The following is a 23,258-nucleotide window of genomic DNA, read 5'->3' as shown; positions in this document are numbered from 1 at the left end:
CTCAGAGATCTGGTGATCATGCCGGAGGGGTTCCACCCGTTCCCATATCGAACACGGAAGTTAAGACCTCCAGGGCCGAGAATACTTGGGGCATAGCCCCTGGGAAAGTAGGTCATCGCCAGGTAAAACAAGCGATAGACTGCCGATANGGGTTCCACCCGTTCCCATATCGAACACGGAAGTTAAGACCTCCAGGGCCGAGAATACTTGGGGCATAGCCCCTGGGAAAGTAGGTCATCGCCAGGTAAAACAAGCGATAGACTGCCGATAGGCAGTCTATCTGTGTTTCATGAAAGTAAAGGTTAAGTTAAAGTAAATATAATAAGTGTTTAGGGAAGAAGTCCGGGGCTCCACCCGTTCGGATCCACATTGCTGGAGAATGTGTCACAAGTCGCAATGTGGCGAAAACCTCGTCCGGTTTTCGTCACGCTGCAGGAGAATGCGTAACGGGACGCAGCGTGGCGAAAAGCTCGTACTTCGCCACGAAGTGATTCTCTGGGGTTGGTGGCTCGGCGAAACCCTCCACCGGAGGCTTTCGTGCTTTTCGTATATCGAACACGGAAGTTAAGGATCCACACTGCAGGAGTCTGCGTATCGGGACGCAGTGTGGCGAAAGGCTCATCCGCCTTTCGTTCCAGGGCCGAGAATACTTGGGGCATTGCCCCTGGGAAAGTAGGTCATCGCCAGGTAAACAAACGATAGACTGCCAGATATGGCAGTCTATCTGTGTTTCATGAAAGAAATGAAAGATCCCTACCGGGGTTTCACCCGTTCGGATCCACATTGCTGGAGAATGTGTCACAAGTTGCAATGTGGCGAAAACCTCATCCGGTTTTCGTGTTCGGATCCACATGAATTTGAACGGACTTTCTGGTAAAATCATCTTAGGATGCCGGTATATGAGCTAAGACTGATCTGAATAGAAGGAGTCTTGCTGCAGTAAGCTGATAGTGGAGGGAAAATGAAGGATAGTAAAAAAACAAACAGCAAAAAGAATACGTTGAATCTTCCTGGCCTGACTATGCTTGGATTGGGAGGGGCCATTGGTTCCGGTATTTTTGTTGCTAGCGGAATTGCGATTAATCAGGCAGGACCTTCAATCATTTTGTCATTTGTTATAGGTGGTATCATCTCAACTTTGATCATGTTCATGTTAGCGGAAATGAGTGTTGTTGAACCAACTACGGGTTCGTTTAGCGTCTATGCAGGGGAATATTTAGGGCCAGCCATGGGGTTTATATCTGGGTGGATGTACTGGGTAGCAGGGATTCTTACACTGGCCACAGAAATGGTAGCTGCGGCTTTAATTGTGCGTTTTTGGCTGCCGTCTTGGCCCATCTGGATGATCAGCCTGATTATTGCGGTGTTAATTATCTGTATTAGTCTCTTAGATGTTCGTTCCCTTGCGCGGGTTGAAGAAATCTTATCCTTGATTAAGGTAGGTATTTTAACTGTAGTTACTATTATGGGTGTGGTCCTGTTTATTGGGTTATGGCCGGGGTTAAAATCTCCGGGAATATCAAATTATTTTAACCACGAGGGTTTTTTCCCACACGGATTATCTGGCTTTTTTTCATCGCTGCTTCTTGTTGTTTATACATATGCGGGTGAACAGGTAATCGGACCGGCTGCGGGAGAAACCCAGGATCCGGTAAAAACAGTACCCGAAGCTGTCAAGATAATTAATGCAGCTTTGATTGTTCTTTATTTGGGGTCCATTACTACATTAGTTGGGATACTTCCCTGGAACAGGGTGCCACTAAATGGCAGTGGTTTTGTTCCCCTATTTGGTCAATTGGGTCTGATTTCAATTAGCAGCATAATGAATGCGGTGATATTGAGTGCAATCCTTTCTGCTATGAATTCCAATATGTATGGCGTACCGCGAATGCTTAAATCACTGGCAGAACGTCATGATGCTCCAGCTTTTTTGAACAAAGAAGACGAACGAGGAGTGCCGGTCGCGGCAGTAATACTATCCAGTGCCTTTTTATTATGCGTGGTGGGTATTTCATACTTATTGCCTCAGCAGATTTTGGTATATATAGCCAGTTCCGCCGGGGTTGCCCTTATTACAAACTGGCTTATTATTGCAGCAACCCATTATCGTTTCCGGCAGCGTATGAATGGAAAAACAATTATAGCAGCAGTTCTGTTACTTGTGGTCCTGTCCACTTCAGCCATGAATGGAAATCAACTTGTGGGTTTGATGGCGGGAATTATCATCTTGATGCTGCTAGCATGTTTATATTTCCTATCGGCAAGAAAGCAGCATTTTGCCCTGCGCAAAAAATGATGATATTTTGGGGTTGACAAGTTTACCGAATATGAATAGACTGGACTGAAATGATAGAGGTGCATTTTACAATTAGTACCCGAAGTTGTCAAGGTTACGTAGGACCGTAGCTTCGGTGAAAGGTGTAGATGCCGAAGTTGGTTCCATTACGTGGGGACTGAGCTGGTTGGGCAAAATAAGATTTGTTCAACTGTCGCATATGCGGAGAGCTATCTATATTACCATATGATTCCGAAGTTCATGTGGGTAATTTAGTAGCTGATTCCGTGTCAGCTATTTATTTTTTTGTATTAACAGAGAAGGAGAATTAACATGAAAAAGAACACTATTTTCAAAGGCATCGCTTCTGCCCTCATCACTCCTCTGGACGAAACAGGAATTAATTATGAACAGTTTGGTAAATTGATCGATTGGCAAATTGCAGAAGGAATTGATGCTCTTGTGATTTGTGGAACCACAGGTGAAGCTTCAACCCTAACTGATGATGAGCATAGAGCAGCAATTACATTTGCAGTTCAGCACACGGAAGGCAGAGTGCCGATCATTGCAGGCACAGGAAGCAATGACACCGAATATGCGCATGACCTCACTCGCTTTGCCTGCGAAGCTGGTGCGGATGCAATGCTTGTAGTCACCCCTTATTACAACAAGGCTACGCAAAAGGGCCTAATTAAAATGTTTTCTCAAATTGCCGACAAGAGTACAAAGCCTATCATTCTCTATAATGTGCCATCAAGGACAGGGGTAAATATTGAGCCTGCAACCTACGAGGCATTAGCTGAACATGAAAATATAGCAGCGATTAAAGAAGCAAGCGGCAACATTTCAAAAATAGTTGAAACGATGGCGCGTGTAAGAGGCAAGCTTGATTTGTATTCAGGCAATGATGACCAGATAGTTCCGCTTATGGCGCTCGGTGGAATTGGATGCATTTCTGTGCTTTCCAACATTATGCCGGCCCAAACGCGTGAGATTTGCACACGATTCTTTAACGGCGATATTGCCGGCAGCGCAGAGCAGCAATGTAAACTTTATCCCCTTATAAACGCACTGTTTTGTGAAGTAAACCCTATTCCGGTTAAAGCTGCAATGGCAGCTATGGGTTTCTGCAAGGATTATCTCAGATTACCTCTCACTTCAATGGAGGATACAAACCGTGAAAAGTTGCTTTCCCAAATGAGAGCATACGAATTAAACGTTTGATGAAGGTTACAGGGCCTGCGGATCAACCTCCTCGCATTTTTAAACTATAGGATTCTCCATCAAAGTAACAATTTTGATGTCATATCCCACGCCCACTTGCGCCTTTTAAGCTCAGGAAGGAGTAACCTGTCACGTTTCTTAACACGGCAGATTTTTACGGCTGTGGCCGAAGTGAAATGTTAATTGGCGAAGCCCTTAAGGACTTCGATAGAGATAAGGTTTTTATATCAGTAAAGTTTGGTGCATTAATGGCTCCGAACGGCTCTATGTATGGTCTGGGTGTAAGACCTCTAACGATTAAGAACTATCTCACTCATTCACTTAAAAGGTTAAATGTTGACTATATCGATCTTTATCAGCCTGGAAGAATCGACCTGGCTATTCCTGTCGAAGAGATCATAGGAGCCATTTCCGATATGGTTAAGGTAGGATACGTGAAACATATTGGAATTACCCAGGTTGAGGCTGAGATTTTAAGAAAGGCGCATTCTCGCTTACGCATGGGTATTATCTAAAGGAGAAGATATAATTCCGCTCGTAGGTGCTAGCAAGCTGTCTCATTTTCAAGATGCTATTCAATCTTTGAATATTAGTCTTAGTGAATGTGATATCGAGACAATTGAAGAGGTAATACCAGAAAACGAGATAGCCGGCGGCAGTTTTCCTAGCATGAAATTCAGGGATGGAGTGGTAGTCCGAGAGTCTGGGGATTGAGAGTTACAGAAGAAAATATGGCGCTGGTTTCTGATTGAAAAAGAACAAGCCCAGTCCGCCAATACCTAAATGGCTGCCTAGTACACACCCGATTTTGCTGATAATAAAGTTTTTTGTGCCGAGTTTTTCCGCAAGAAGATTCTTTAGGTCTTCTGCACCCGGCAAATTATCTGAATGGGCAATACCGATGATCTGTTCCGGAAAGCCTTCGATCCTTTCTACCATTGTATCAGCTACCATGTTAAGCGCCTTTTGACTCCCGCGGGCCTTTTTACTGAGGTGTAATAAGCCATTTTTCACCTCCAGAATGGGCCTGACATCTAAGAGAGACCCGAGCATACCTTGTAGCTTGCTGATTCGTCCTCCCTTGACCAACCAACCGATATCAGCGATGGTAAACACATGCTCTACGTGTTCCGTCAAGTAAGATATGTGCCGGGTAATAGCTTCAAAGCCATATCCGGCTTCAATCATTTTCGCTGCCTGCAAAGCGATAAGGCCAATAGCCACTGAGCCTGATTTAGAATCAATAACTTGCATGTTCCGATCCGGATAGTTTGATTTAAATTCTGATAAGATGGTTTCTGCCAACTGATATGTTCCTGAAAGCGCCGCAGAAAAGGCGAGATAAATAAAGTCCTCTCCTCGGTCACAGCATGCCTGGAAAGTCTGAGAGACATCGGAGGGGTTGACTTGGGATGTTTTGGGCAACACCCCTGAACGCATAGCGAGAAAAATCTCATCGGTAGTGATTTCCACCTTATCCCGATAATCGTTTCCGTTGAGAATCACGTGCAGAGGCAGCATAAGAATATCGTATTTTTCCATAATTTCGTCCGGCAAGTCGCAGGTGCTGTCTACGATTAATCTGATCATCCTATTCACCTCGATTATTTTCATGGGGCTATTTATGAAAGCTTTTCGTGAACTATGCAGATGCCATATTTACTAGGCCATAAAATACTAAAAGCGCCGAACGAAAACGGTCGTATATTATTGGGGATATTGGTCTTCTTGTCTATTTTCTCCCTAATCAAAACTTATTTTATTATATCAAGCCTCAAAATGACAGGAAATTATCAGGAAGTATAATTAGCATCTATTAGAGCAAATCTTGAAATCATCTCTTTATGATTTAAACCAGAATCATGCAGCTGACTTACAGAACGATAAGCAGTAGAAGAGGTTAGGCTATTTTCTCTCAAATATACGTAATGGTTGGCTTTTTACGTATTTGAATAGGTTAAAACGCAAATGGGAAAGAATTAATAAACCTTGACAAACGATTCAATCAGCCTTATTATTTCGGTAAATTATTATGAATAGAAGCTATGATCAAAAGTAGGCTTCAACCAACAGTTTAAGAGAGAAACGGATGGTAGACATATTCTGCGCGAAAATAAATAATCTTCTCTTAGTTGCTGATCAATATCGGTTCTGACCCAAGTAGGCACTGACGGAAGTTTGATGTATATGGTAACGTATTATTTGCGAAAGTCCATGTTGTGTATGATATGGAAGCAACTCTTTCAAACGGAATTTGGTGTTGCCACGAGCTATTCGTCCTAATGGATGAATAGCTATTTTATCTTTTTGCGGCGAGAAGACTCCCATCCTCTTTAGGTGGCGTGATGAATCGCCGCCCCCCAATTATTACCGAACACTAGTTCCAAATTCGTTCTTGTTATGGTAAAATAAGGATAAGCATGACGAATGGTTGAGGTGGTGTTCGAAATCATCCGTGTCTTAAAAACTAAATTCCAGACTTCCCAAACTAATATTGACCGTCTCTTTGCCTGCAATCGCACGTCGGCTCAAGTTTGGAATGATTGTCTGAGCGTGGCCAAAGAACATTTTCAACGAACGGGTCACTGGATTACCCGCGGGATGCTGCATTTAGCGACGAAAGGTCAATATCCGATTCACAGTCAGTCCATTCAAGGAGTCTTCGAAAAATACCTCGATGCTCGAGACAATGCTCATAAGGCAAAGCTAATGGGCTTCACTGAAATTCGTTACCCCTACAAACCTAAGAAGCATTTCAAGGTTGATGAATCCTATACAACACAAACATGTCCTGTTTGTGGGAGAAGAAAGAAAACCTCCTCTAGAAATTACAGGTGTACTTGTGGATATCGAGAACATCGGGATATACACGGAGCCAAGAATATCTTGAGCAATTACAAATATGGGGTGTTTCGAGAAGTATATGTAGAAGAGCCAAAGTATCTACGGATTGCCTAAGGTGAGAAGTAGTAGAAGCCATGAACCTGGCCTGTATGCGGCAAATGCATAGAGTTGCCGGCCCTACCGAAATGATGGACTCACACCTATCGGGTGAGGCATCTCTAACGAGATACCCTTGAGACATGCATTATGGGCTTGCCGGAAGCCCCTACCTCTTAGCGAAGTGTAGGTAGGGGAGGTTCACATTACCTGAAGATAAAATTAAAAAGAATAGGGGAGAAGTACAAATGGCAAAGCAAAATATCTATATGCCTAATTATAGTGTTGGTGAGGATTGCTATGAAGAAATTCCCTTTATCACAAGAAGCTATGGTAAAAAGGCCATTGTCATCGGTGGCAAGATTGCCATGGAAAAGGCCAAAGATGCTATTCTCAAAGGAGTGGCCGGCTCCGAAATTAATATCCTTGATTTTTTGTGGTATGGCGGAGATTCGAATATGGAAAATATAGAAAAACTAAAGCAGAGTCCTTTAGTGCAGCAGGCGGATATGTTGTTCGCCGTTGGGGGAGGCAGAGCCTGTGATACGGTTAAGACACTGGGAGACTTGTTGGATAAGCCCATTTTTACGTTTCCTACACTTGCCTCCAATTGTGCCAGTTGTACAAATTTGAGTGTCATTTACAACCTGGACGGTTCTTTTAAAGAATATTATTATCAGAAGCAGCCGGCCTGTCACACATTTATCAATACGAAAATTATTGCCGAATCCCCCTATGATTTGTTTTGGGCAGGTATAGGAGATGCTTTGTCCAAGGAATATGAAGTAGCCTTTGCTTGCCGCGAGAAAAAGCTTCATCATCTTCCCTTGCTGGGGCTGGGAATTGCCAAAACTTGTACTTCGCCGCTGCTTAATCTCGGTAAAAAGGCGCTTGAGGACTGCAAAAACAACAGGGTATCTTTTGAACTGGAAGAAGTTGCCTTGGATATCATCATGCTGACGGGTATTGTCTCGAATTGCACTGTCCATCAAAATCAGCCCAATCCCGAAGATAATTACTACTATAACAGCTCTCTTGCCCACTGCGTCTATTATGGCAGCTCGTTGATACCGGCCTGTGAAAAACATCTTCACGGCGAGATAGTTGCTTTTGGTATATTGTGTTTACTTACGTACGATCATCAACTGGAGGAAAGAGATAGGATTATGGCTTTCAACCGAAGTATCGGACTGCCCATAACGATGGGCGAAATAGGTCTGTTAGAAGCGGATTTGTCGACCGTGGCTAAGAAAGCAGTTTCGGTCATCGAGTGGACTTATGTCCCCGGCAATCCTACGGCAGAAAAATTCATTCAGTCCATTAAAGATACTGACGCAGCGGGTAGGCTTGTGCTGGAGAAAAAATAGGCTGCAAGGAGGGTCAGCGGAGTGAAAAAGCTTGATAAAGAATTTTATAACCGTGATTCAATAATCGTGGCTAAAGATCTTTTGGGGAAGCTGCTTATTCATGAGGTCGATGGGCAAAGGATTTCTGCCAAAATTGTTGAGACAGAAGCATATATGGGTTTCGAAGATAAGGCCGCTCATTCTTATGGCGGGAAACGAACGCCGAGAGTAGAAGTTATGTATGGAGAACCTGGATTTTCTTATATATTTACCATCTATGGAATACATTGCTGCTTTAATGTCGTTACAAGGGAAAAAGGAATTCCTCAAGCTGTTCTGGTAAGGGCTGCGGAGCCGGCGGAAGGAATTGAATTGATGGCTCAAAATAGATTTGGCAAGTCATATACCCACTTGACAAAGAGCCAGATAAAGGGGTTGACGAGTGGACCGGGAAAACTATGCAGGGCGTTAGCGATAAATCATAGCCTTAATGGAGCGGATTTGTGCAGCGATGAATTATATGTCGAGGATGTAGAAAACGAGGAATTTGGAATAATAGCGACTAAGCGCGTGGGGGTGGAGCACTCAGAAGAGGCAAAGGATTATCCTTGGAGATTTTATATAAAAGATAATGAGTATGTATCAAACATTTCGTTGGCAAAGGAGTGATTTTTCGTGAATTTTGAGGAAATACCTTTAGGTCAGTTTGATTTTAACCCCTTCACTAAGGTGGAGGATTGGGCACTGTTAACTGCCGGAACGAAAGATAAATTTAATATGATGACCATAACCGGTGTTATGTTTGGGAAACTTTTTCTCAAACCAATGATCCAAGTCTATGTTCATCCGGATAGGTATTCCTATCAATTTGTTGAGAGCAACGATTACTTTACCGTTTCTTTTTTTGACGTTCCTCACCATCCAGCTTTACAAATCTGTGGCAGGATGCATGGCAATGAGTGTGATAAAGTGGCTGAGTCAGGTCTAAAGCCTATCCCGTTTGAAAACACAGTTGTTTTTGAAGAGGCCAAAATAATTTTCGTGTGCAGAAAAGTTTATCACATGGATGTAAAGAAGGATAATTTTGATTCGCAGCAGTTGTTTAAAGACTACTATAAAGACTTGTCAACATACCATAGAATTTATCTCGGACAGATTGAAAAAGTATTGTGCCACAAATAACTGTAGATTTTCATACTTACACGAGATGAAAATAAATCCAGGGCGTCATAAGCGTTCTGGATTTATTTATGGGCTTTTACATTTCTACATATCCTTCCGTTCCATTAATCCGAATTCTTTGCCCATCCTTAATCATCATTGTAGCATTTTCCACACCAACTACTGTTGGAAGACCGTATTCCCTCGCAACTACAGCGCCATGTGTCATCATTCCGCCTACTTCTGTCACCAAACCTTTTATGGATACAAAGACCGGTGTCCAACTGGGGTCTGTAAATGAGGTGACCAAAATATCGCCTTCTTCTAATTTGGCGTCTTCCATTTTAAAAATGACTCGTGCCCGCCCTTCAACAGTTCCAGATGAAGCAGGTATGCCAGCTAAAGCACCTTCAGGGATGTTACCGGTATCATATTCGCCGAATACAACCTCGCCTTCGGACGTCATTATACGTGGCGGTGTAAACTTCTCGAAGGCTTCATGCTCCTCTTTTCGTTTTGTTATAAGGCTGTAATCAAGTTGGTTGGTACGAACGACCTCTCTGAATTCCTCAAAGGTTAGATAATAGATATCCTCTTTCTCTCGAATAACACCCTTTTGCACGAGTTTGACAGCTTCTTGCATAATAGCCTGTTTGATGATCCAGTAATACCCGACCATTATATATTTTGGGTATTCCCGATAGCCGACAAAATTGCGTAAGCGACTAATCATCTTTTTTGTCTTTTTAGCTTTTTGTTTTCCACCAGGCAGTTGTGCCGTCCTCTCTTGAAGGACATTGATGTTGGGAATTTTTGTACTACTCTATGCAGGAAAAATATGTTAACAGTGGAATTGGTATTAGAGATATTATTTTGATTTTCTTTATGCCAATGAACATCCCCTCGAAATTTTTACCTTTGGTATTCCAAGCAGGAATACATAGTTCCATGTTCACTAATTTGATCTGAATATACATCATAACATGTTTAGAGAGTGTACATACAAACCTCAGATTCCGATTGAATAATGGAGGGAAATGAACAATGATTGCGAAGTTTCAATCTTCTTCATCGGAAATAAGCATGGCGTGGAAACAATTTATCAGGGATGGAATACCAAGGAAAATAGCTGCTGCCCCCGAAATTATGGAATCATGGCAGAGATGTTATGAAAAAGGTGTTAACCCCTACGATGGAAAAGCCTGTCGTATATTAAATCAGGCAGAACTCGATGATTTGCTTGCTAAACGAAAGGATATCATTGATATCGCCAAGCCCTTTATGTTAAAACTTTATGAGTTTGTGAAGGGATCAGGGTTCATAGTCATGTTAACGGATGAACGAGGCTATATTATGGAAAGTCTTGGCGATCAGAATATCCTAGAAAAGGCTGAAAAGTTATATTTCATGAAAGGCGCAGACTGGACTGAAGAATCAGTTGGTACGAATGCTATCGGTACTGCAGTTATTTTAAAAAGACCTCTTCAAATTTCAGGCGCCGAACATTATTGCTTAAAGCATCAAACGTGGACCTGTTCTGCTTGTCCTATTTTTGATATGCAAGGAGAAATGATCGGAATTCTGGATATGTCAGGTCCCTTGGACGAGACGCACCTGCATACATTGGGGATGGTTGTTGCATCTGCTGAAGCTATAATGGACCAAATGGAGCTGCGGGAGAAAAACAAGCAACTGTTGGTAGCGAACAATCGCATGGTCGACATATTCAAAACGATGTCTGATGGAGTCATGATCATTAACGAAAACGGAGTTATTCTGCAAATCAATCCTGTTGCCCTACAGATTTTTGGCAGAACGTCTTCGGAGTTGCTGGGGAAAGAAATCAAACAAATTTTTGGCCTGGATGCCCATGGAGTTGAAAGAACTATAAGACATCATGAATCATTTAGCGATCTGGAAGTTATGGTAGATACTGCAGGTGGCCGAATTCATTGTTTGTCATCAGGAGTACCGATTCTTGATAACGGGATTTTAGCCGGTGCTGTGATAATTGTTCGTCCGATGGAAAAAGTCCAGAAGTTGGTAAACCGCTTTAGCGGTGCTCAAGCTGTCTTTAATTTTAAGGATGTTATAGGCAAGAGTCGGGAAATGGCAAGGGTGATCCACATAGCATCCCAGGCGGCCGTTGGTACGGCTAACATTTTATTGGAAGGTGAAAGTGGAACAGGCAAAGAGGTTTTAGCTCAGGCTATTCATAACCGGAGTAATCGACGGAAGGGACCTTTTGTAGCGGTTAATTGCGGGGCAATTCCTCGAGAGTTGATCGCCAGTGAAATATTCGGTTATACAGACGGAGCATTTACGGGCGCTAAACGCGGAGGCAGACCTGGTAAATTCGAACTTGCTGCTAAGGGGACTCTCTTTTTGGATGAAATAGGAGATATGCCGCTGGAGCAGCAGGTAGCACTGCTCCGGGTACTCCAAGATAAAAAAGTTTCTCGAATTGGTGACGATAAGTTAATTCCGGTAGATTTCCGAATTATTTGTGCAACGAATAAGAATCTTGAAGAAGAAGTCGAGAAAGGAAATTTTAGAAAAGACCTTTATTACCGAATTAATGTCGTCAAAATCACAATACCCCCGCTTCGCCACCGTCCCGAAGATATCCTTGAGTTATTCACCCATTTCCTTAAAGTCATGGGCGGGGAGAAGGTTAAAAACGTCGATTCGCAGGTTATTGAGGTGCTAATGCATCATGCTTGGCCGGGAAATGTCCGGGAATTACAGAATGTCGTTGAACGATTGATTAGTATGGTGGACTCTGATTACATTACCTTAGAACATTTACCCCCCGCAATGTTAAAATCTCAGCAAAGAGCTGAGCCGGATCTAAAGGCTCGGGAAAGCCAGGTAAATACAGCCCGAGAAAAAAGAAAAATTATGCGGGCGCAAAATGAGTATCGAGAAATCCTGACTTATTTGAGTAAACATGGCGGCAATATTAGTGAAATAGCTAAGGAAATGGGGGTTTCGCGGAATACGATTTACCGAAAAATGCGGCAGTATCATATTAATTATTGAGCATAAAAGAAACATTCGTAAGCAACCTCATCCTTATTAAGTCTTCGTCATAAACATCTGTTTTATTTTCCATCCGAAATACCCCAATACTATCCCACATAGCAGCCCGAACATGGACGGCAAAATGATAAGCGGGATGAGAATTAGAACCTGAGTAAAAGAATGAATATTTTTATTATCAAACCACAAATATGCATAGGATACGAGAAAACCAAAAACAGCTCCTAATCTTAATGAATCGCGGTTGCCTGTCCCAAGCCAGGCTGTTACAAGAAGGATTAGGATACCCCAGGGTACTGCATTCAGCAGAGCTTTTCCTTGTGCAATACTGAGACGGCTAAAAATAAACGCGGTAACTAAAGCGAGAAGCATTGTAAACCTGTACCTAGGTAACGGTTTAGCCAAAGTGTATTTCATCATATAATCTCCCTCAGTGGATAAATTGATCAATTTGTAAAAGCCCCTAATAGTAAGTCAAATACCGTAGCAGGTGTTACTTTGTGTTCTTCTAACAATGTCACCATTTCATCTTCATAACGTTCACGCCAAGTACGAGGATAGAGTTTTAATAACCAACGCATTAAAATCCCTCCAGCGTAGCTAAACGTTTTTTTCCAACCATTGCAACTTGTTCTAATGTTGCGACTTGCTCTCGAAGAGCTGTTATACCTGAACCAGTGATGCGATAAGGGCGACGCCTTTCCTCAGTAACCAAAGCTTCAATCCATTCCTGTTTCTCTAATCGTGAAATTGCACCATAAAGTGTTCCTGGCTCTAGCAATCTTTTCATTAACTGTTGTCAATATTATTTTATTAGTAAATTCAAAGAAGTTTTTGGAAGTGGAATAACATACCTTACCACCGTAAGCTCAGGTAAATTATATTCCGGAGAAGCAAATTATCTTAGTGGTCAGAGATTTTGTATTATTCGTGTTACCTTCATGTAACACCAATGACATGGGAATGTGACATTGAAATGACATCATCGAGTTGGATGATTTTAAACAATGAGATTGAACCTCACACATATCGGGGAAGTTGATACCACCTGTCAGGGTGGAATTTTTTTATCTAATAGTTTGTTCTTTCTGAAATTAAGCAGAGAGCAGCATAATCCCTTGCTTAGGGAAACGTTTACTGCTTAGTAAAGGTGATTTCATAATGTGTGCTTTCAGAATTTGGCATAGCTTTTGCTAAGTTAATAGATCAGCTAAAGAACTAGAACGATTAACAATATTTTTACTGAAAGGGGTGATTTTGTGAGTTTGCAGCGCTTTATCATTGAAATCGGCACCGGTGCGGATTTGCATGGCGGAGACGTAACCAAGGCGGCTCAAAGGGCCATAAAGGATGCTGTATCTCACAGCTGTTTATGTGGATTATTTGACATTACAGGAATTCAAAATCCTAATGAGATGGTCATCGAGGTAAAGATAGCCTGTCCGTTCCCGGAAAAACTGAATCAGGAAGAAGTATTAAAGGCGGTTCCCTTTGGTTCAACACGCTTGGAAGTTGTTTTGGGAGGTATGACAGTGCGGGGGTTGGATTTGCCGGAACTGGGAGAAGGGGACACCATCGTGGTTGCTGTAGCAGCCTTAACGGTTTATGTAAATACAAAAGCTGATTGCTAAACACAGGAACTATTATGGTTCTGAGAAAGTATCCCAATCAATAAAGGAGGAAACCTAAATGGATCTCAAAAAAGAACAATTATTGGACATATACAAGAAAATGTGTACCATTCGGGCCTTTGAGTCAAAGATCGTAGAAATCTTTGCGGCAGGAAAAATCCCAGGGTTTGTTCACTTGTATCTGGGCGAGGAAGCAGTCGCCACTGGTGTTTGTGCTAACTTGGAAACCAAGGATTTTATCGCCAGTACGCACCGGGGACATGGTCATTTGATTGCTAAAGGCGGAGATTTAAAATCGATGATGGCCGAAGTGTTTGGCAGAACCACGGGATATTGTAAAGGTAAAGGCGGTTCGATGCATATCGCCGACGTTGATTTAGGCATACTCGGAGCCAATGGCATTGTGGGCGCAGGTATGCCAATAGCGACCGGTGCTGCCTTTGCCTGTAAATATAAGAATAACGGTGCGGTAGCTGTGGCCTTTTTCGGAGATGGCGCTTCCGACAGAGCAACCTTTCACGAAGCTTTGAATTTGGCTTCGACCTGGAAACTGCCCGTTGTCTTTCTTTGTGAAAATAATGGCTGGGCTATTTCCAATTCTCAGAAAACCCATCAAAACATTACGGATATTTCCGACCGGGCCAGCGGTTACGGCATCCCCGGTGTTTCTGTCGATGGCAATGATGTGATCGCTGTCTATGAGGCGGCAGGTGCTGCTATCGAACGGGCCAGAAAAGGTGACGGTCCGACGTTAGTTGAGTGCAAAACCTGGCGGCATCGCGGGCATTTTGAAGGTGATCCCGGTGCCTATAAAGATCCCAAAGACCAAGAAGAATGGCTGAAGAAAGACCCTATCCCAAGATTGGAAAAGAATCTGCTTAAACTTAATTATGCTGTGCAAGCTGATCTGGACAAGATCAAGGCTGACACTGAGGCGGACATTGAAGAAGCGGTCAAATTCGCTGAATCGAGCCCACTGCCGGATCCTCAAGAACTCTTTACTGATGTTTATGCAGATTAAGTAAGGAAGGGTGAAAAAAATGAAACAAATGACCTATGCGGAAGCTATTAGAGATGGAATGCGGGTAGAGATGCAAAGAGACCCAAATGTTTATCTGGCAGGTGAGGATGTGGCTCAGTTCGGCGGTTGCTTTGGAGTGACTGGTACCTTATATGACGAATTCGGACCCCAGAGGGTTTTAAATACACCGATCAGTGAAGCAGTTATTGTAGGGCATGCGGTAGGTGCTGCAGCCGCTGGGCTGAGACCTATCGCAGAAATTATGTTTGTTGATTTCATGGGCTGTTGTATGGATGAACTCTTTAACCAGGCTGCTAAAATGCGCTATATGTTTGGCGGGAAGGCAAAAGTGCCGATGGTCGTTCGAACGCCCTGTGGAGCCGGGATGGGGGCAGCGGCCCAGCACTCACAGTGTATGGAATCATGGTTTACCCATATTCCGGGGATAAAGACTGTTATGCCGTCAACGCCTGCAGATGCTAAAGGCTTAATGGCTGCAGCCATTCGCGATGATAATCCCGTCGTCTATATCGAGCATAAACAATTACTTGGTGTTTCCGGAGATGTTCCTGAAGGTGAATACGTTGTTCCCCTTGGCAAAGCAGATATTAAACGTGAAGGCTCTGACATTACCATTGTAGCTTGGTCATGGATGATGCAAAAAGCCTTGGCTGCTGCTGAGCAGCTTGCTGCTAAAGGGATTAATGCTGAAGTTATCGATCCGCGCACCCTTATCCCTCTGGATAAGGATGAAATACTCAAATCGGTATCGAAAACCGGTAAATTGCTGATTGTCCATGAAGAAGTAAAGACCAGCGGCTTCGCAGGTGAAATAGCAGCCATTGTTGCCGATGAGGGCTTTGACTATCTGGATGCTCCGATTAAGAGAGTCACAGCTCCGGATACACCGATTCCCTTTAGCCCTGTGTTGGAAACGGCTTATCTTCCCAGTGAGGAAAAAATCATTAAGGCAGTTGAGGAAATGTTCTAGACGTTCTTAGAGGGAGGTGCAGCATGGCTTCTGTTGGAATTATCGCAAATCCGGCTTCAGGAAAAGATATTCGTCGTTTGGTCGCTTATGGCATTTGTTTTGATAACCTGGAAAAGGTGAATATTGTCAAGCGCTGCCTGCTGGCGTTAGCTGTCACTGGCGTAGATCGGGTTGTCTATATGCCCGACTATTATGGAATTGTTCCCCGGGCCGTTGAAGGCTTAGCAAAAGCTCATCACTTATCGCTGGACATTGTTGAAGCGGATATGGAAATGACAGGAACTCAAATTGATTCTGCTCAAGCTGCCCTCGCCATGAATCAGGCTGGTATCGGTTGTATTATCACCTTGGGCGGAGATGGAACGAACCGCATGGTGGCGAAAAACTGCGGAGATGTTCCTCTCTTGCCTATTTCCACGGGAACGAATAACGTTTTTCCGCAAATGGTCGAAGGGACCATAGCGGGGTTAGCTGCGGGAGCAGTGGCCTGTGGGTTGGCTGATTTCCCGGCGGTGCATCGGACAAAGAAGATCGTCGTATTAAAAAACGGTAAGCCTGTCGATATGGCTTTGATCGATGCGGTTGTGCTCAAAGATATCTTTATTGGCTCGAGAGCGATTTGGGATGAAGAGCGTATTCGGAAAGTCGTGGTTACCCGAGGTGAACCGGATAATATCGGGATATCCTCGATTGCCGGCAATTTGCACCCTATCGGCATAACTGAATCTAAAGGAATGGCCATCGATCTTGGCCCTGGAAACATAAGTTTAATGGCACCGCTTGCTCCTGGTTTAATCAGACCTATTCAAGTGGCTGCTTATAAAATTTTGGAGATCGGTGAGGAGATAAACGGTGAAAAGGGCCCCTTGGTAATTGCCCTTGACGGGGAAAGAGAAGTCGAAGTAGGCGAGGGGGAGGAAGTTTCCTTTCAGCTTACCTTTGAGGGCCCTCGAGTGGCTGATCCCCGGCTGGTATTACGTCAGGCGGTGGCTAAAGGTTATTCACAAGGAGAACAGGCCATGAAGAAATTACACAGGCTTAAGGAGGAAAACTAGATGGCAACATCCATTACGATGCCTAAACTAGGTCTGGCCATGAAAACCGGGACTGTGGGCAAGTGGCTTAAACAAGAGGGCGACAGCCTGAAAAAAGGGGAAACCTTAGTCGAAGTGATGACCGATAAGATTACCAATAAGATCGAGTCCCCGGCGGACGGAATTCTACTTAAAATTGTGGCGGCAAAAGGAACCAAGCTTTCTGTGGGTGGATTAATGGGAGCTATCGGAGAAGTTGGCGAAGATATTTCGGCAATTTTAGCCGCAAGTCCGGTGGCCGCAGGGTCAGCGGATTCTAAGGAAAAAGTAAAAGCAGCTTCGGGCGGAATCGTGAAAACGCCAGCAACCGGCGGCGGAAAAGTGAAAATTTCCCCTGCGGCCCGGAAGCTTGCCGAAGAGAACGATATCGATTATACCCTTGTAGGCGGTACAGGACCTGAGGGCCGGATTACCAGGGATGATATTGAAAAAGCCCTAGCTGAAGGGGTAGGCACTTCGTCTGATGATCGTCCTACACTCAAGGTTATGCCTTATGAGGGCATGAGACGAGCTATCGGGGAAAACATGCTGGCCAGCTGGACATCAAATGCGAAAGTAACCCATCATGTCAGTGTTGATATGTCCGGGATTCTGGCACTCCGGAAACAAATTAATGAAGGCCTTAAGGATAAGGATAAAATCTCGGTTACGGCACTGTTAACAAAAGCCGTAGCCAGGGCCATTGAAATTAATCCTGCCGTCAATGTAACTCTGGATGGCGACGAAATTAAAACACTGCAGGAAATCAATATCGGGATGGCTGTGGCTGTTCCTGATGGTTTGATTGTACCTGTTCTGCGCAGGGCCAATGAGAAAAAACTGACCCAGTTGAACGAAGAAATTAAAGATCTGGCCAAGCGAGGGCGCAGAAATAAACTCAATGTGGATGAAATGAACGGGGCGACTTTTACCATTACCAATTTAGGTGGGTATCAATCGGTAGACTGGTTTACTCCCATTATTAATCCCCCTGAGGCTGCAATTTTAGGAGTGGGCAGAACAGTGGATAAACCCGTTGCCGTTGGCGGCGAGGTTGTTGTCAGACCCATGATGGGATTATCGTTATCCTTTGATCACCGTATCCTTGATGGTGCACCGGCAGCAGAATGGTTGGCTGTTCTGATCGACATGATCGAAAATCCCCAAAAGATTTTCATCTAACAATTGATTTAGGATTTTCAAATATAAACAATATTAAATTAAAGATATTTATCTTTAAAGTTATTTTCAAATTGAAGTTCAATTTGATTTCAAGGAGGAATACGTAATGGCAAAGGATCCCAATGAGTTATTAAGTGAAATGTTTTCGGGGATGGAGGCCGTGGGTGATGTTGTTCCGGAACTTAATGCGGCATTTGTCCAGATGGATCAAGCCGCTTATGTCGAAGGTGAATTAGAGCGTAAATACAAAGAGCTCATCGGTTTAGCCATCGCTCTTTATTCGCGCTGCGAATATTGCATAACGCTTCATACCAAAAATGCCTTGAATGAAGGGGCTAATCGGGATGAAATTCTGGAGGCAGCCTCGGTTGCGATCGCTTTTGGCGGATCGCCTTCCATGGCTTATGCTTCAACGACCTTAATGGCAGCCTTGGATGAATTTGAAGATTAGAATTCGATTTGAAATTAGAAACGGGTAGATGGCATGAGCAGGAAAGGCTATTGCTTGGAATTAGGCAGAGAGGAATACGGAGAGATTCTGGCACTGCAGAAAGTGCTAAATCAGGCGCGCAGAAACGGGGTCATAGCGGATACCGTAATTTTTCTGGAACATCATCCCTGTTTTACCATCGGCAGAAGCGGCGGTTTTGACCATATTCTCGTCAGTCAGGCCTTTCTGGAGGAACAAGGGATCAAAGTCTATGAGACAGACCGAGGAGGGGACATTACCTATCATGGTCCCGGTCAATTAGTTTGTTATCCTATTCTTGATCTGACGGGGTTTGAACGAGATGTTCATTTGTATGCCCGCCGGATGGAAGAAATTTTAATTAGAACCCTCAAATCCTTCGGGATTGCTGCTGGGCGCAAACAAGCATATCCGGGGGTATGGGCAGGATCAGCGAAGATCGCTGCTGAGGGCATGGCAGTTCAGCACTGGGTTACGATGCATGGTGTGGCCTTGAATATTTTCCCGGACTTAAACCATTTTTCCTACATTATTCCCTGCGGAATTTCAGCTTCTACTTTGGGAGTTACATCCATGGAAAAAGTTCTGGGACACACGGTTGATTTTAATCAAGTGAAACTGGAAATGCGCCAGCAGTTGAGTGACGTTATGGATCTGTATTTGGAAGATGTTACTTTGGCAAAAGTCAAGGACATGTTAGAAGGTGTCTAAATGAAGAGACCAGATTGGCTGACAATAGAAACTCCAAGTCCCGAAGCATTGGACAGTATGAAAAAGTTGTTGGATGCAGGACATCTGCATACGGTTTGTGAAGGGGCTGACTGCCCGAACATGGGTGAATGCTTTGCCCAGAAAACCTGTACCTTTATGATTCTTGGTAATGTCTGCTCCCGTAATTGCCGGTTTTGTGCGGTTATCCACGGACGGCCGCTGCCGGTTGATCCTAAGGAGCCGCAGGGTGTCGCCTTAACCGTTCAACAATTGAATTTGCACCATGTTGTTGTTACCTCAGTAACCAGGGATGATCTGACCGATGGCGGAGCGGGGCATTTTGCAGCGACGATTAGAGCTCTTGAAAAGACTGTGCCTGATGTTACCGTTGAAGTTCTGATACCAGATTTCCGAGGGAAAAAGGATGCTTTGCAGAAAGTGATTGAGGCCAAGCCTGAGGTGATTAATCACAATGTGGAAACGGTTCCCCGTCTTTATCCCACCGTTAGACCTCAGGCTATTTATGAACGCTCACTGGAATTGCTGCAGAGGGTGAGCGCGGCGGGAATCTTAGCGAAATCGGGACTGATGCTGGGATTGGGTGAACGGATAGATGAAGTGCTGAAGGTTATGGAGGACCTGCGAACCGTTCATTGTGACATTTTGACCCTTGGTCAATATCTAAGTCCTTCTCCCGCTCACCATCCCGTCATTGATTATATTCATCCCGAGACCTTTGCCAGGCTGAAACAAGAAGCTTTTAACCTAGGTTTTTTAGAGGTTAATGCCGGGCCTCTGGTCAGGAGTTCTTATCATGCAGCCCGTGCTTTTGCCGGTATACAGGAAAGAAGAAAGGAGGCTAAGGTTCATGGCTAAAGTGGCTAACTATGATATGCCGGATGATCTTTATTACACCACCGACCATGCCTGGGTCAAAATCGAAGGCCAGCAAATCCGGGTAGGGGTCACGGATTTTATGCAGCAGCTGGCAGGCAACATTACCTTTGTACGAGTGCCCCGGGCTGGTAAAGACCTGGAAGCCGGAAAAACACTCTGTTCAATGCAATCGGGTAAATGGGCCGGAAAAATAATGATGCCCGTTTCCGGGAAGGTCGTGGAAGCGAATAAAGATTTGGCCTCTGTGCCCAAGCCCTTAAATGAAGATCCCTATGGAAAGGGCTGGATAGCAGTAATTGAACCGTCGAATATGGCGGAGGTGCAAACCAATCTGCTTTTTGGAGATAAAGCTCTTGCTTTTTTGCAGGAGGAAATTGCCAAACATCCTCAGTAGGCCAGGTAAGGGGGAATACTGGTGAAGACAGAAATCGTCAAAGAAATCCTGGATCAATATGGGGAACAGGCGACGGACTCGCCCTTTGAAAGATCCTTCTACTCTCGCGACCTGGCTCCGGTACCGGAGCTGCTGGTCGGGCCTCTCTTTAAGACCTTGCCTGACATAGTCGTTCGTCCGGCCAATACGGAAGAAGTCAGCGATATTCTCAAAACTGCTTGGAAGTACACTATTCCGGTGACACCCCGTGCCGGCGGTTCAACGGTTTATTTCAATACCGTGCCGCTCCATAAGGGAATCCTAATGGATCTTAACTTGCTTAAAGGAGTTGTTGCCGTTGACGAGGCAGCTATGACCGTTACTGTTAAACCGGCAACCACCTGGATAGAACTGGAACGGTATTTAAGCGGTAAAGGTCTGGCTCCCAAATCCTTTCCCAGCAGTACGCCGGTTGCTACTATCGGGGGCTGGTTTTCTATGCTGGGCTATGGGATTGGCAGCCTGAAATACGGCAGTCTGCTGTCCCAGGTTCGGTCCATTGAAGTAGTTACTCCTGAGGGAAAGGCACGACGTCTTACGCGGGATACCCAGCCATCCCTGGAATGGTTTGCCGCTGCGGAAGGAACGCTGGGGATTGTTACTGAGCTGGAAGTGGAAATACGGCACCAAACTCAACTGAAACATTATTTGCTGCAATGTTCTGATCCCCTGGAAATGCGGGACAAGATGCAAGCAGTCATCAAGGGGGCAGAAGTTCCCTTTAATCTGCATTTCACCGATCAGGAATGTTTGCAAGGCATGAAAACCCTGGGAATTGCACCCGGCGGCTTAGATCATGGTTATCTTCTGGCCGTAGATTATGAAGGCTCTGATCAGGAGTTGGAGCAGGCTGAGAAGATCATCCAAACAATAACAGAAAAAAATCAGTCGGTAAGGCTTCTGCCGGTGGAGACAGCGGAGCTGGAATGGGAAGAAAAGTTCAAGGCCATGCGACTCAAAAGAGGCGGGCCGTCCCTTCTCGGGGCTGAAATTTGGCTTCCTATTAAAAACCTTCCCCAATATCTTGCTGACGTTCGGAAAATGTCCCAGAGTTACAATTTTAAGCTGTTCTCCTATGGCCATGTAGTTACTCCGGACTATGCAACAGTGATGACGACCTTTAACGCTGATGAAATGCATACCATCAGGTACATTATCAATCTCAGTCTGGTGAAGAAGCTTCATGATATCGGCTATCGCTACGGGGGCAGCCCTTATGGCGTCGGTTTATGGAATGCCCCGATGATAGGGCGGATTCATCAACCTTCCGAACTGAAGAGGCTTAAAAAAATCAAGCGTGACCTTGACGGCAAAGGTACTATGAATCCGGGAAAAGTTTATCGTGCTCCATTTATCTTAAATCCTTTGAATTATGCTTTGGCTATGGATATGCTGGCAGGAATTAGAAAAGTCTTTGGCAGGGGGTGGTAACCGATGAGCCAAAAGCCAGAAACTCTGTACACTACCTTGGAAAAGGAAGCACTGATCTGTGCCCGCTGCGGTTACTGCCGTACGGATTGTCCCATCTACAAGGTGATTGGCTGGGAATCAGCGAGTCCGCGGGGCAAGGTAAGCTTCAGCCGCGAGATTTTTGCCCATAAACAGCGAAGAGATATTCCGGAAGAGTTTGTCCGGCGCCTTGCCCAATGCACGTTGTGCGGATCCTGTGCTGTTGCCTGTTCGACAACCATTGATCTGCGCAGGTTATGGCTGGATCTGCGCCAGCGTCTTGCCGAAGCAGGGCAAGAACCGCAGGCCTATGTCAACCTGCGGGATACCTTGGCAGCTCATAAAAATATCACGAATTTCAGCAATGATGAGCGGCTGGAGTGGGCTCAGGATTTGGATGATCCTGAATCGATCGAGCCGCGCTCCGGTGCTGACGTATGCTATTTTGTGGGATGTGTTTCCTCCTTCTTTCCCCAGGCGGCAGAAGTCCCGCTGGCAACCGCGCAAATTTTGCATGAAGCCGAATGCGATTTTACGACCATGGGCGGGGAAGAATGGTGCTGCGGCTTTCCTTTGCTGGGAGCGGGTTATGCAGATGAGGCCCGGAAATTTATCCGCCATAACGTGGAAAAAATTAAGGCCATGGACATTCATACTCTGATTGCCAGTTGCCCTTCCTGTTATCATGTGTGGAAGCATGACAGCAGAGAAGTCCTCAAAGGGTATGACTTGAAGATTCAGCATACGACGGAATATCTGGCTCAATTAATTAAGGAAGGAAAAATTCAGCTCAATGAGCTGGATGAAGTGATCACCTATCACGATCCTTGTGATTTAGGGAGAAACAGCGGGATTTACGAAGCGCCTCGTGCCATCATTAACAGTATCCCCGGCGTCAAATTCGTCGAAATGGCTCATAACAAAGACTATGCTTTATGCTGCGGCGGGGGAGGAAATCTGCAGAGTGTCGATCCCGAAAATGCGGCCAGGATAGCTGCCTTGCGGGTAGAAGAGATTCAGGCCACAGGGGCATCAATTGTGGTTTCAGCCTGTCAGCAATGTGAACAGATGCTGACCGCTGCCATCCGGAAGGAAAATCTGCCTATCCGAGTCTTGGATATCAGCCAATTGATCCTGGAAGCTCTCTGAAATTCTACATGTGAGTCCATCCTTCAGCACGGTAGAATTTGTTATGGGCTAGGCGCTTTCGGCGAAAGTGTCCAAAGGACACTTTCGTCACCGGAGTCCCGATGTTCAGCTTTAGCTGAACGAGTTCACTGGCGTCGGCAACATTACATACTTTTAAATCGCCCTTGAAATGTCTTAATCATGGATATTGGTGGCGAAATAAAGGATCTATATGGGTTCAGCATAGGAAATCAGTTGCCTGCACCGCGATCCAAGAGCGATGAT

23 protein-coding genes, 2 rRNA genes, 1 pseudogene and 1 riboswitch are annotated in these 23,258 nt (G+C 44.7%); of the genes and pseudogenes, 21 read left to right on the top strand and 5 right to left on the bottom strand.

The window, feature by feature from the left end; all coding sequences use genetic code 11:
- The first annotated feature begins 8 nt into the window (after positions 1-8).
- The 5 genes from rrf (B5Y67_RS16560) (at position 9) to B5Y67_RS25980 (ending at position 4,014) form a co-directional block, all read left to right on the top strand.
- Positions 9-124, top strand: a 5S ribosomal RNA gene (rrf, locus tag B5Y67_RS16560).
- Positions 125-127: 3 nt separating this feature from the next.
- Positions 128-246: ribosomal RNA gene (rrf, locus tag B5Y67_RS16555) — 5S ribosomal RNA — on the top strand.
- Between the two features lie 715 nt (positions 247-961).
- Positions 962-2,296: an amino acid permease gene (locus B5Y67_RS16550; RefSeq protein ID WP_088227521.1), complete on the top strand. Its 1,335-nt coding sequence runs from the start codon at positions 962-964 to the stop codon at positions 2,294-2,296.
- A 46-nt stretch (positions 2,297-2,342) separates the two neighbouring features.
- Positions 2,343-2,516: riboswitch (Lysine riboswitch) on the top strand.
- Positions 2,517-2,608: 92 nt separating this feature from the next.
- Positions 2,609-3,499 carry a 4-hydroxy-tetrahydrodipicolinate synthase gene (gene dapA / locus B5Y67_RS16545; RefSeq protein ID WP_088227520.1) on the top strand — a complete coding sequence of 297 codons (891 nt, stop codon included), beginning with the start codon at positions 2,609-2,611 and terminating at the stop codon, positions 3,497-3,499.
- Between the two features lie 176 nt (positions 3,500-3,675).
- The gene (locus B5Y67_RS25980) at positions 3,676-4,014 is read left to right on the top strand and encodes an aldo/keto reductase (protein WP_242976008.1); all 339 of its coding nucleotides are present in this window, start codon (positions 3,676-3,678) and stop codon (positions 4,012-4,014) included.
- Between the two features lie 202 nt (positions 4,015-4,216).
- On the opposite strand, the gene B5Y67_RS16535 is transcribed toward B5Y67_RS25980, so the two are convergent.
- On the bottom strand, positions 4,217-5,089 hold the full coding sequence (locus B5Y67_RS16535; protein WP_170932721.1) for a DegV family protein: 873 nt from the start codon (positions 5,087-5,089) through the stop codon (positions 4,217-4,219).
- Between the two features lie 837 nt (positions 5,090-5,926).
- Between B5Y67_RS16535 and B5Y67_RS16530 the strand changes: the two genes are divergently transcribed.
- The 4 genes from B5Y67_RS16530 to B5Y67_RS16515 all read left to right on the top strand — a co-directional run bounded on the left by B5Y67_RS16530 (position 5,927) and on the right by B5Y67_RS16515 (position 8,967).
- On the top strand, positions 5,927-6,457 hold the full coding sequence (locus B5Y67_RS16530) for a transposase (RefSeq protein ID WP_242976007.1): 531 nt from the start codon (positions 5,927-5,929) through the stop codon (positions 6,455-6,457).
- Positions 6,458-6,687: 230 nt separating this feature from the next.
- Complete coding sequence (locus B5Y67_RS16525) at positions 6,688-7,806, top strand: iron-containing alcohol dehydrogenase family protein (RefSeq protein ID WP_088227518.1); 1,119 nt, start codon at positions 6,688-6,690, stop codon at positions 7,804-7,806.
- 21 nt (positions 7,807-7,827) lie between these two features.
- Positions 7,828-8,454, top strand: coding sequence for a DNA-3-methyladenine glycosylase (locus tag B5Y67_RS16520; RefSeq protein WP_088227517.1), 627 nt, complete (start codon positions 7,828-7,830; stop codon positions 8,452-8,454).
- 6 nt (positions 8,455-8,460) lie between these two features.
- Positions 8,461-8,967, top strand: a complete 507-nt coding sequence (locus tag B5Y67_RS16515) for a flavin reductase (RefSeq protein ID WP_088227516.1) — start codon at positions 8,461-8,463, stop codon at positions 8,965-8,967.
- Positions 8,968-9,043: 76 nt separating this feature from the next.
- Here the strand turns inward: B5Y67_RS16515 and B5Y67_RS16510 are convergent.
- A pseudogene (locus B5Y67_RS16510) lies at positions 9,044-9,721 on the bottom strand (PEP-utilizing enzyme); the annotation flags it as partial.
- Positions 9,722-9,990: 269 nt separating this feature from the next.
- Between B5Y67_RS16510 and B5Y67_RS16505 the strand changes: the two are divergent.
- Positions 9,991-11,988: a sigma-54-dependent Fis family transcriptional regulator gene (locus B5Y67_RS16505; protein ID WP_088227514.1), complete on the top strand. Its 1,998-nt coding sequence runs from the start codon at positions 9,991-9,993 to the stop codon at positions 11,986-11,988.
- Positions 11,989-12,024: 36 nt separating this feature from the next.
- Here B5Y67_RS16505 and B5Y67_RS16500 read toward each other — a convergent pair whose 3' ends face one another.
- Genes B5Y67_RS16500 through B5Y67_RS16495 form a run of 3 tightly spaced genes read right to left on the bottom strand, consistent with a single transcriptional unit; the run spans position 12,025 to position 12,778 of the window.
- Positions 12,025-12,438 carry a hypothetical protein gene (locus B5Y67_RS16500; RefSeq protein WP_170932720.1) on the bottom strand — a complete coding sequence of 138 codons (414 nt, stop codon included), beginning with the start codon at positions 12,436-12,438 and terminating at the stop codon, positions 12,025-12,027.
- Positions 12,435-12,569 (bottom strand): hypothetical protein, encoded by a 135-nt coding sequence (locus B5Y67_RS26235; RefSeq protein WP_282432786.1) that lies wholly within the window; start codon positions 12,567-12,569, stop codon positions 12,435-12,437. The genes B5Y67_RS16500 and B5Y67_RS26235 overlap by 4 nt, the downstream gene beginning before the upstream one ends.
- Positions 12,569-12,778 (bottom strand): helix-turn-helix transcriptional regulator, encoded by a 210-nt coding sequence (locus tag B5Y67_RS16495; RefSeq protein ID WP_242976006.1) that lies wholly within the window; start codon positions 12,776-12,778, stop codon positions 12,569-12,571. The genes B5Y67_RS26235 and B5Y67_RS16495 overlap by 1 nt, the downstream gene beginning before the upstream one ends.
- Before the next feature lie 469 nt (positions 12,779-13,247).
- Between B5Y67_RS16495 and B5Y67_RS16490 the strand changes: the two genes are divergently transcribed.
- The 11 genes from B5Y67_RS16490 to B5Y67_RS16440 all read left to right on the top strand — a co-directional run bounded on the left by B5Y67_RS16490 (position 13,248) and on the right by B5Y67_RS16440 (position 22,994).
- Positions 13,248-13,619: a Lin0512 family protein gene (locus tag B5Y67_RS16490; protein WP_170932719.1), complete on the top strand. Its 372-nt coding sequence runs from the start codon at positions 13,248-13,250 to the stop codon at positions 13,617-13,619.
- Between the two features lie 58 nt (positions 13,620-13,677).
- Positions 13,678-14,640 carry a thiamine pyrophosphate-dependent dehydrogenase E1 component subunit alpha gene (locus B5Y67_RS16485; RefSeq protein ID WP_088227512.1) on the top strand — a complete coding sequence of 321 codons (963 nt, stop codon included), beginning with the start codon at positions 13,678-13,680 and terminating at the stop codon, positions 14,638-14,640.
- A 19-nt stretch (positions 14,641-14,659) separates the two neighbouring features.
- A complete protein-coding gene (locus B5Y67_RS16480) occupies positions 14,660-15,631 on the top strand; it encodes an alpha-ketoacid dehydrogenase subunit beta (RefSeq protein ID WP_088227511.1) in 972 nt (323 codons plus the stop codon).
- A gap of 23 nt (positions 15,632-15,654) precedes the next feature.
- On the top strand, positions 15,655-16,686 hold the full coding sequence (locus tag B5Y67_RS16475) for an NAD(+)/NADH kinase (protein ID WP_088227510.1): 1,032 nt from the start codon (positions 15,655-15,657) through the stop codon (positions 16,684-16,686).
- Complete coding sequence (locus B5Y67_RS16470; RefSeq protein ID WP_088227509.1) at positions 16,687-17,886, top strand: dihydrolipoamide acetyltransferase family protein; 1,200 nt, start codon at positions 16,687-16,689, stop codon at positions 17,884-17,886.
- A gap of 106 nt (positions 17,887-17,992) precedes the next feature.
- The gene (locus tag B5Y67_RS16465) at positions 17,993-18,337 is read left to right on the top strand and encodes a carboxymuconolactone decarboxylase family protein (protein WP_088227508.1); all 345 of its coding nucleotides are present in this window, start codon (positions 17,993-17,995) and stop codon (positions 18,335-18,337) included.
- A 33-nt stretch (positions 18,338-18,370) separates the two neighbouring features.
- Positions 18,371-19,066 carry a lipoyl(octanoyl) transferase LipB gene (lipB, locus tag B5Y67_RS16460; RefSeq protein WP_088227507.1) on the top strand — a complete coding sequence of 232 codons (696 nt, stop codon included), beginning with the start codon at positions 18,371-18,373 and terminating at the stop codon, positions 19,064-19,066.
- Entirely contained in the window at positions 19,067-19,942 is an 876-nt protein-coding gene (gene lipA / locus B5Y67_RS16455) for a lipoyl synthase (protein WP_088227506.1), read from the top strand.
- Positions 19,935-20,357, top strand: a complete 423-nt coding sequence (locus tag B5Y67_RS16450; RefSeq protein ID WP_088227505.1) for a glycine cleavage system protein H — start codon at positions 19,935-19,937, stop codon at positions 20,355-20,357. Before lipA ends, B5Y67_RS16450 begins: the two co-directional genes overlap by 8 nt.
- Before the next feature lie 21 nt (positions 20,358-20,378).
- Positions 20,379-21,827 carry an FAD-binding oxidoreductase gene (locus B5Y67_RS16445; RefSeq protein ID WP_088227504.1) on the top strand — a complete coding sequence of 483 codons (1,449 nt, stop codon included), beginning with the start codon at positions 20,379-20,381 and terminating at the stop codon, positions 21,825-21,827.
- Between the two features lie 3 nt (positions 21,828-21,830).
- Entirely contained in the window at positions 21,831-22,994 is a 1,164-nt protein-coding gene (locus tag B5Y67_RS16440; RefSeq protein ID WP_088227503.1) for a (Fe-S)-binding protein, read from the top strand.
- The last annotated feature ends 264 nt before the right edge of the window (positions 22,995-23,258 follow it).

It is taken from the genome of Desulfosporosinus sp. FKB (assembly GCF_002196705.1).
GTDB lineage: Bacteria > Bacillota > Desulfitobacteriia > Desulfitobacteriales > Desulfitobacteriaceae > Desulfosporosinus.
This window is presented reverse-complemented; position numbering and strand designations above follow the sequence as displayed.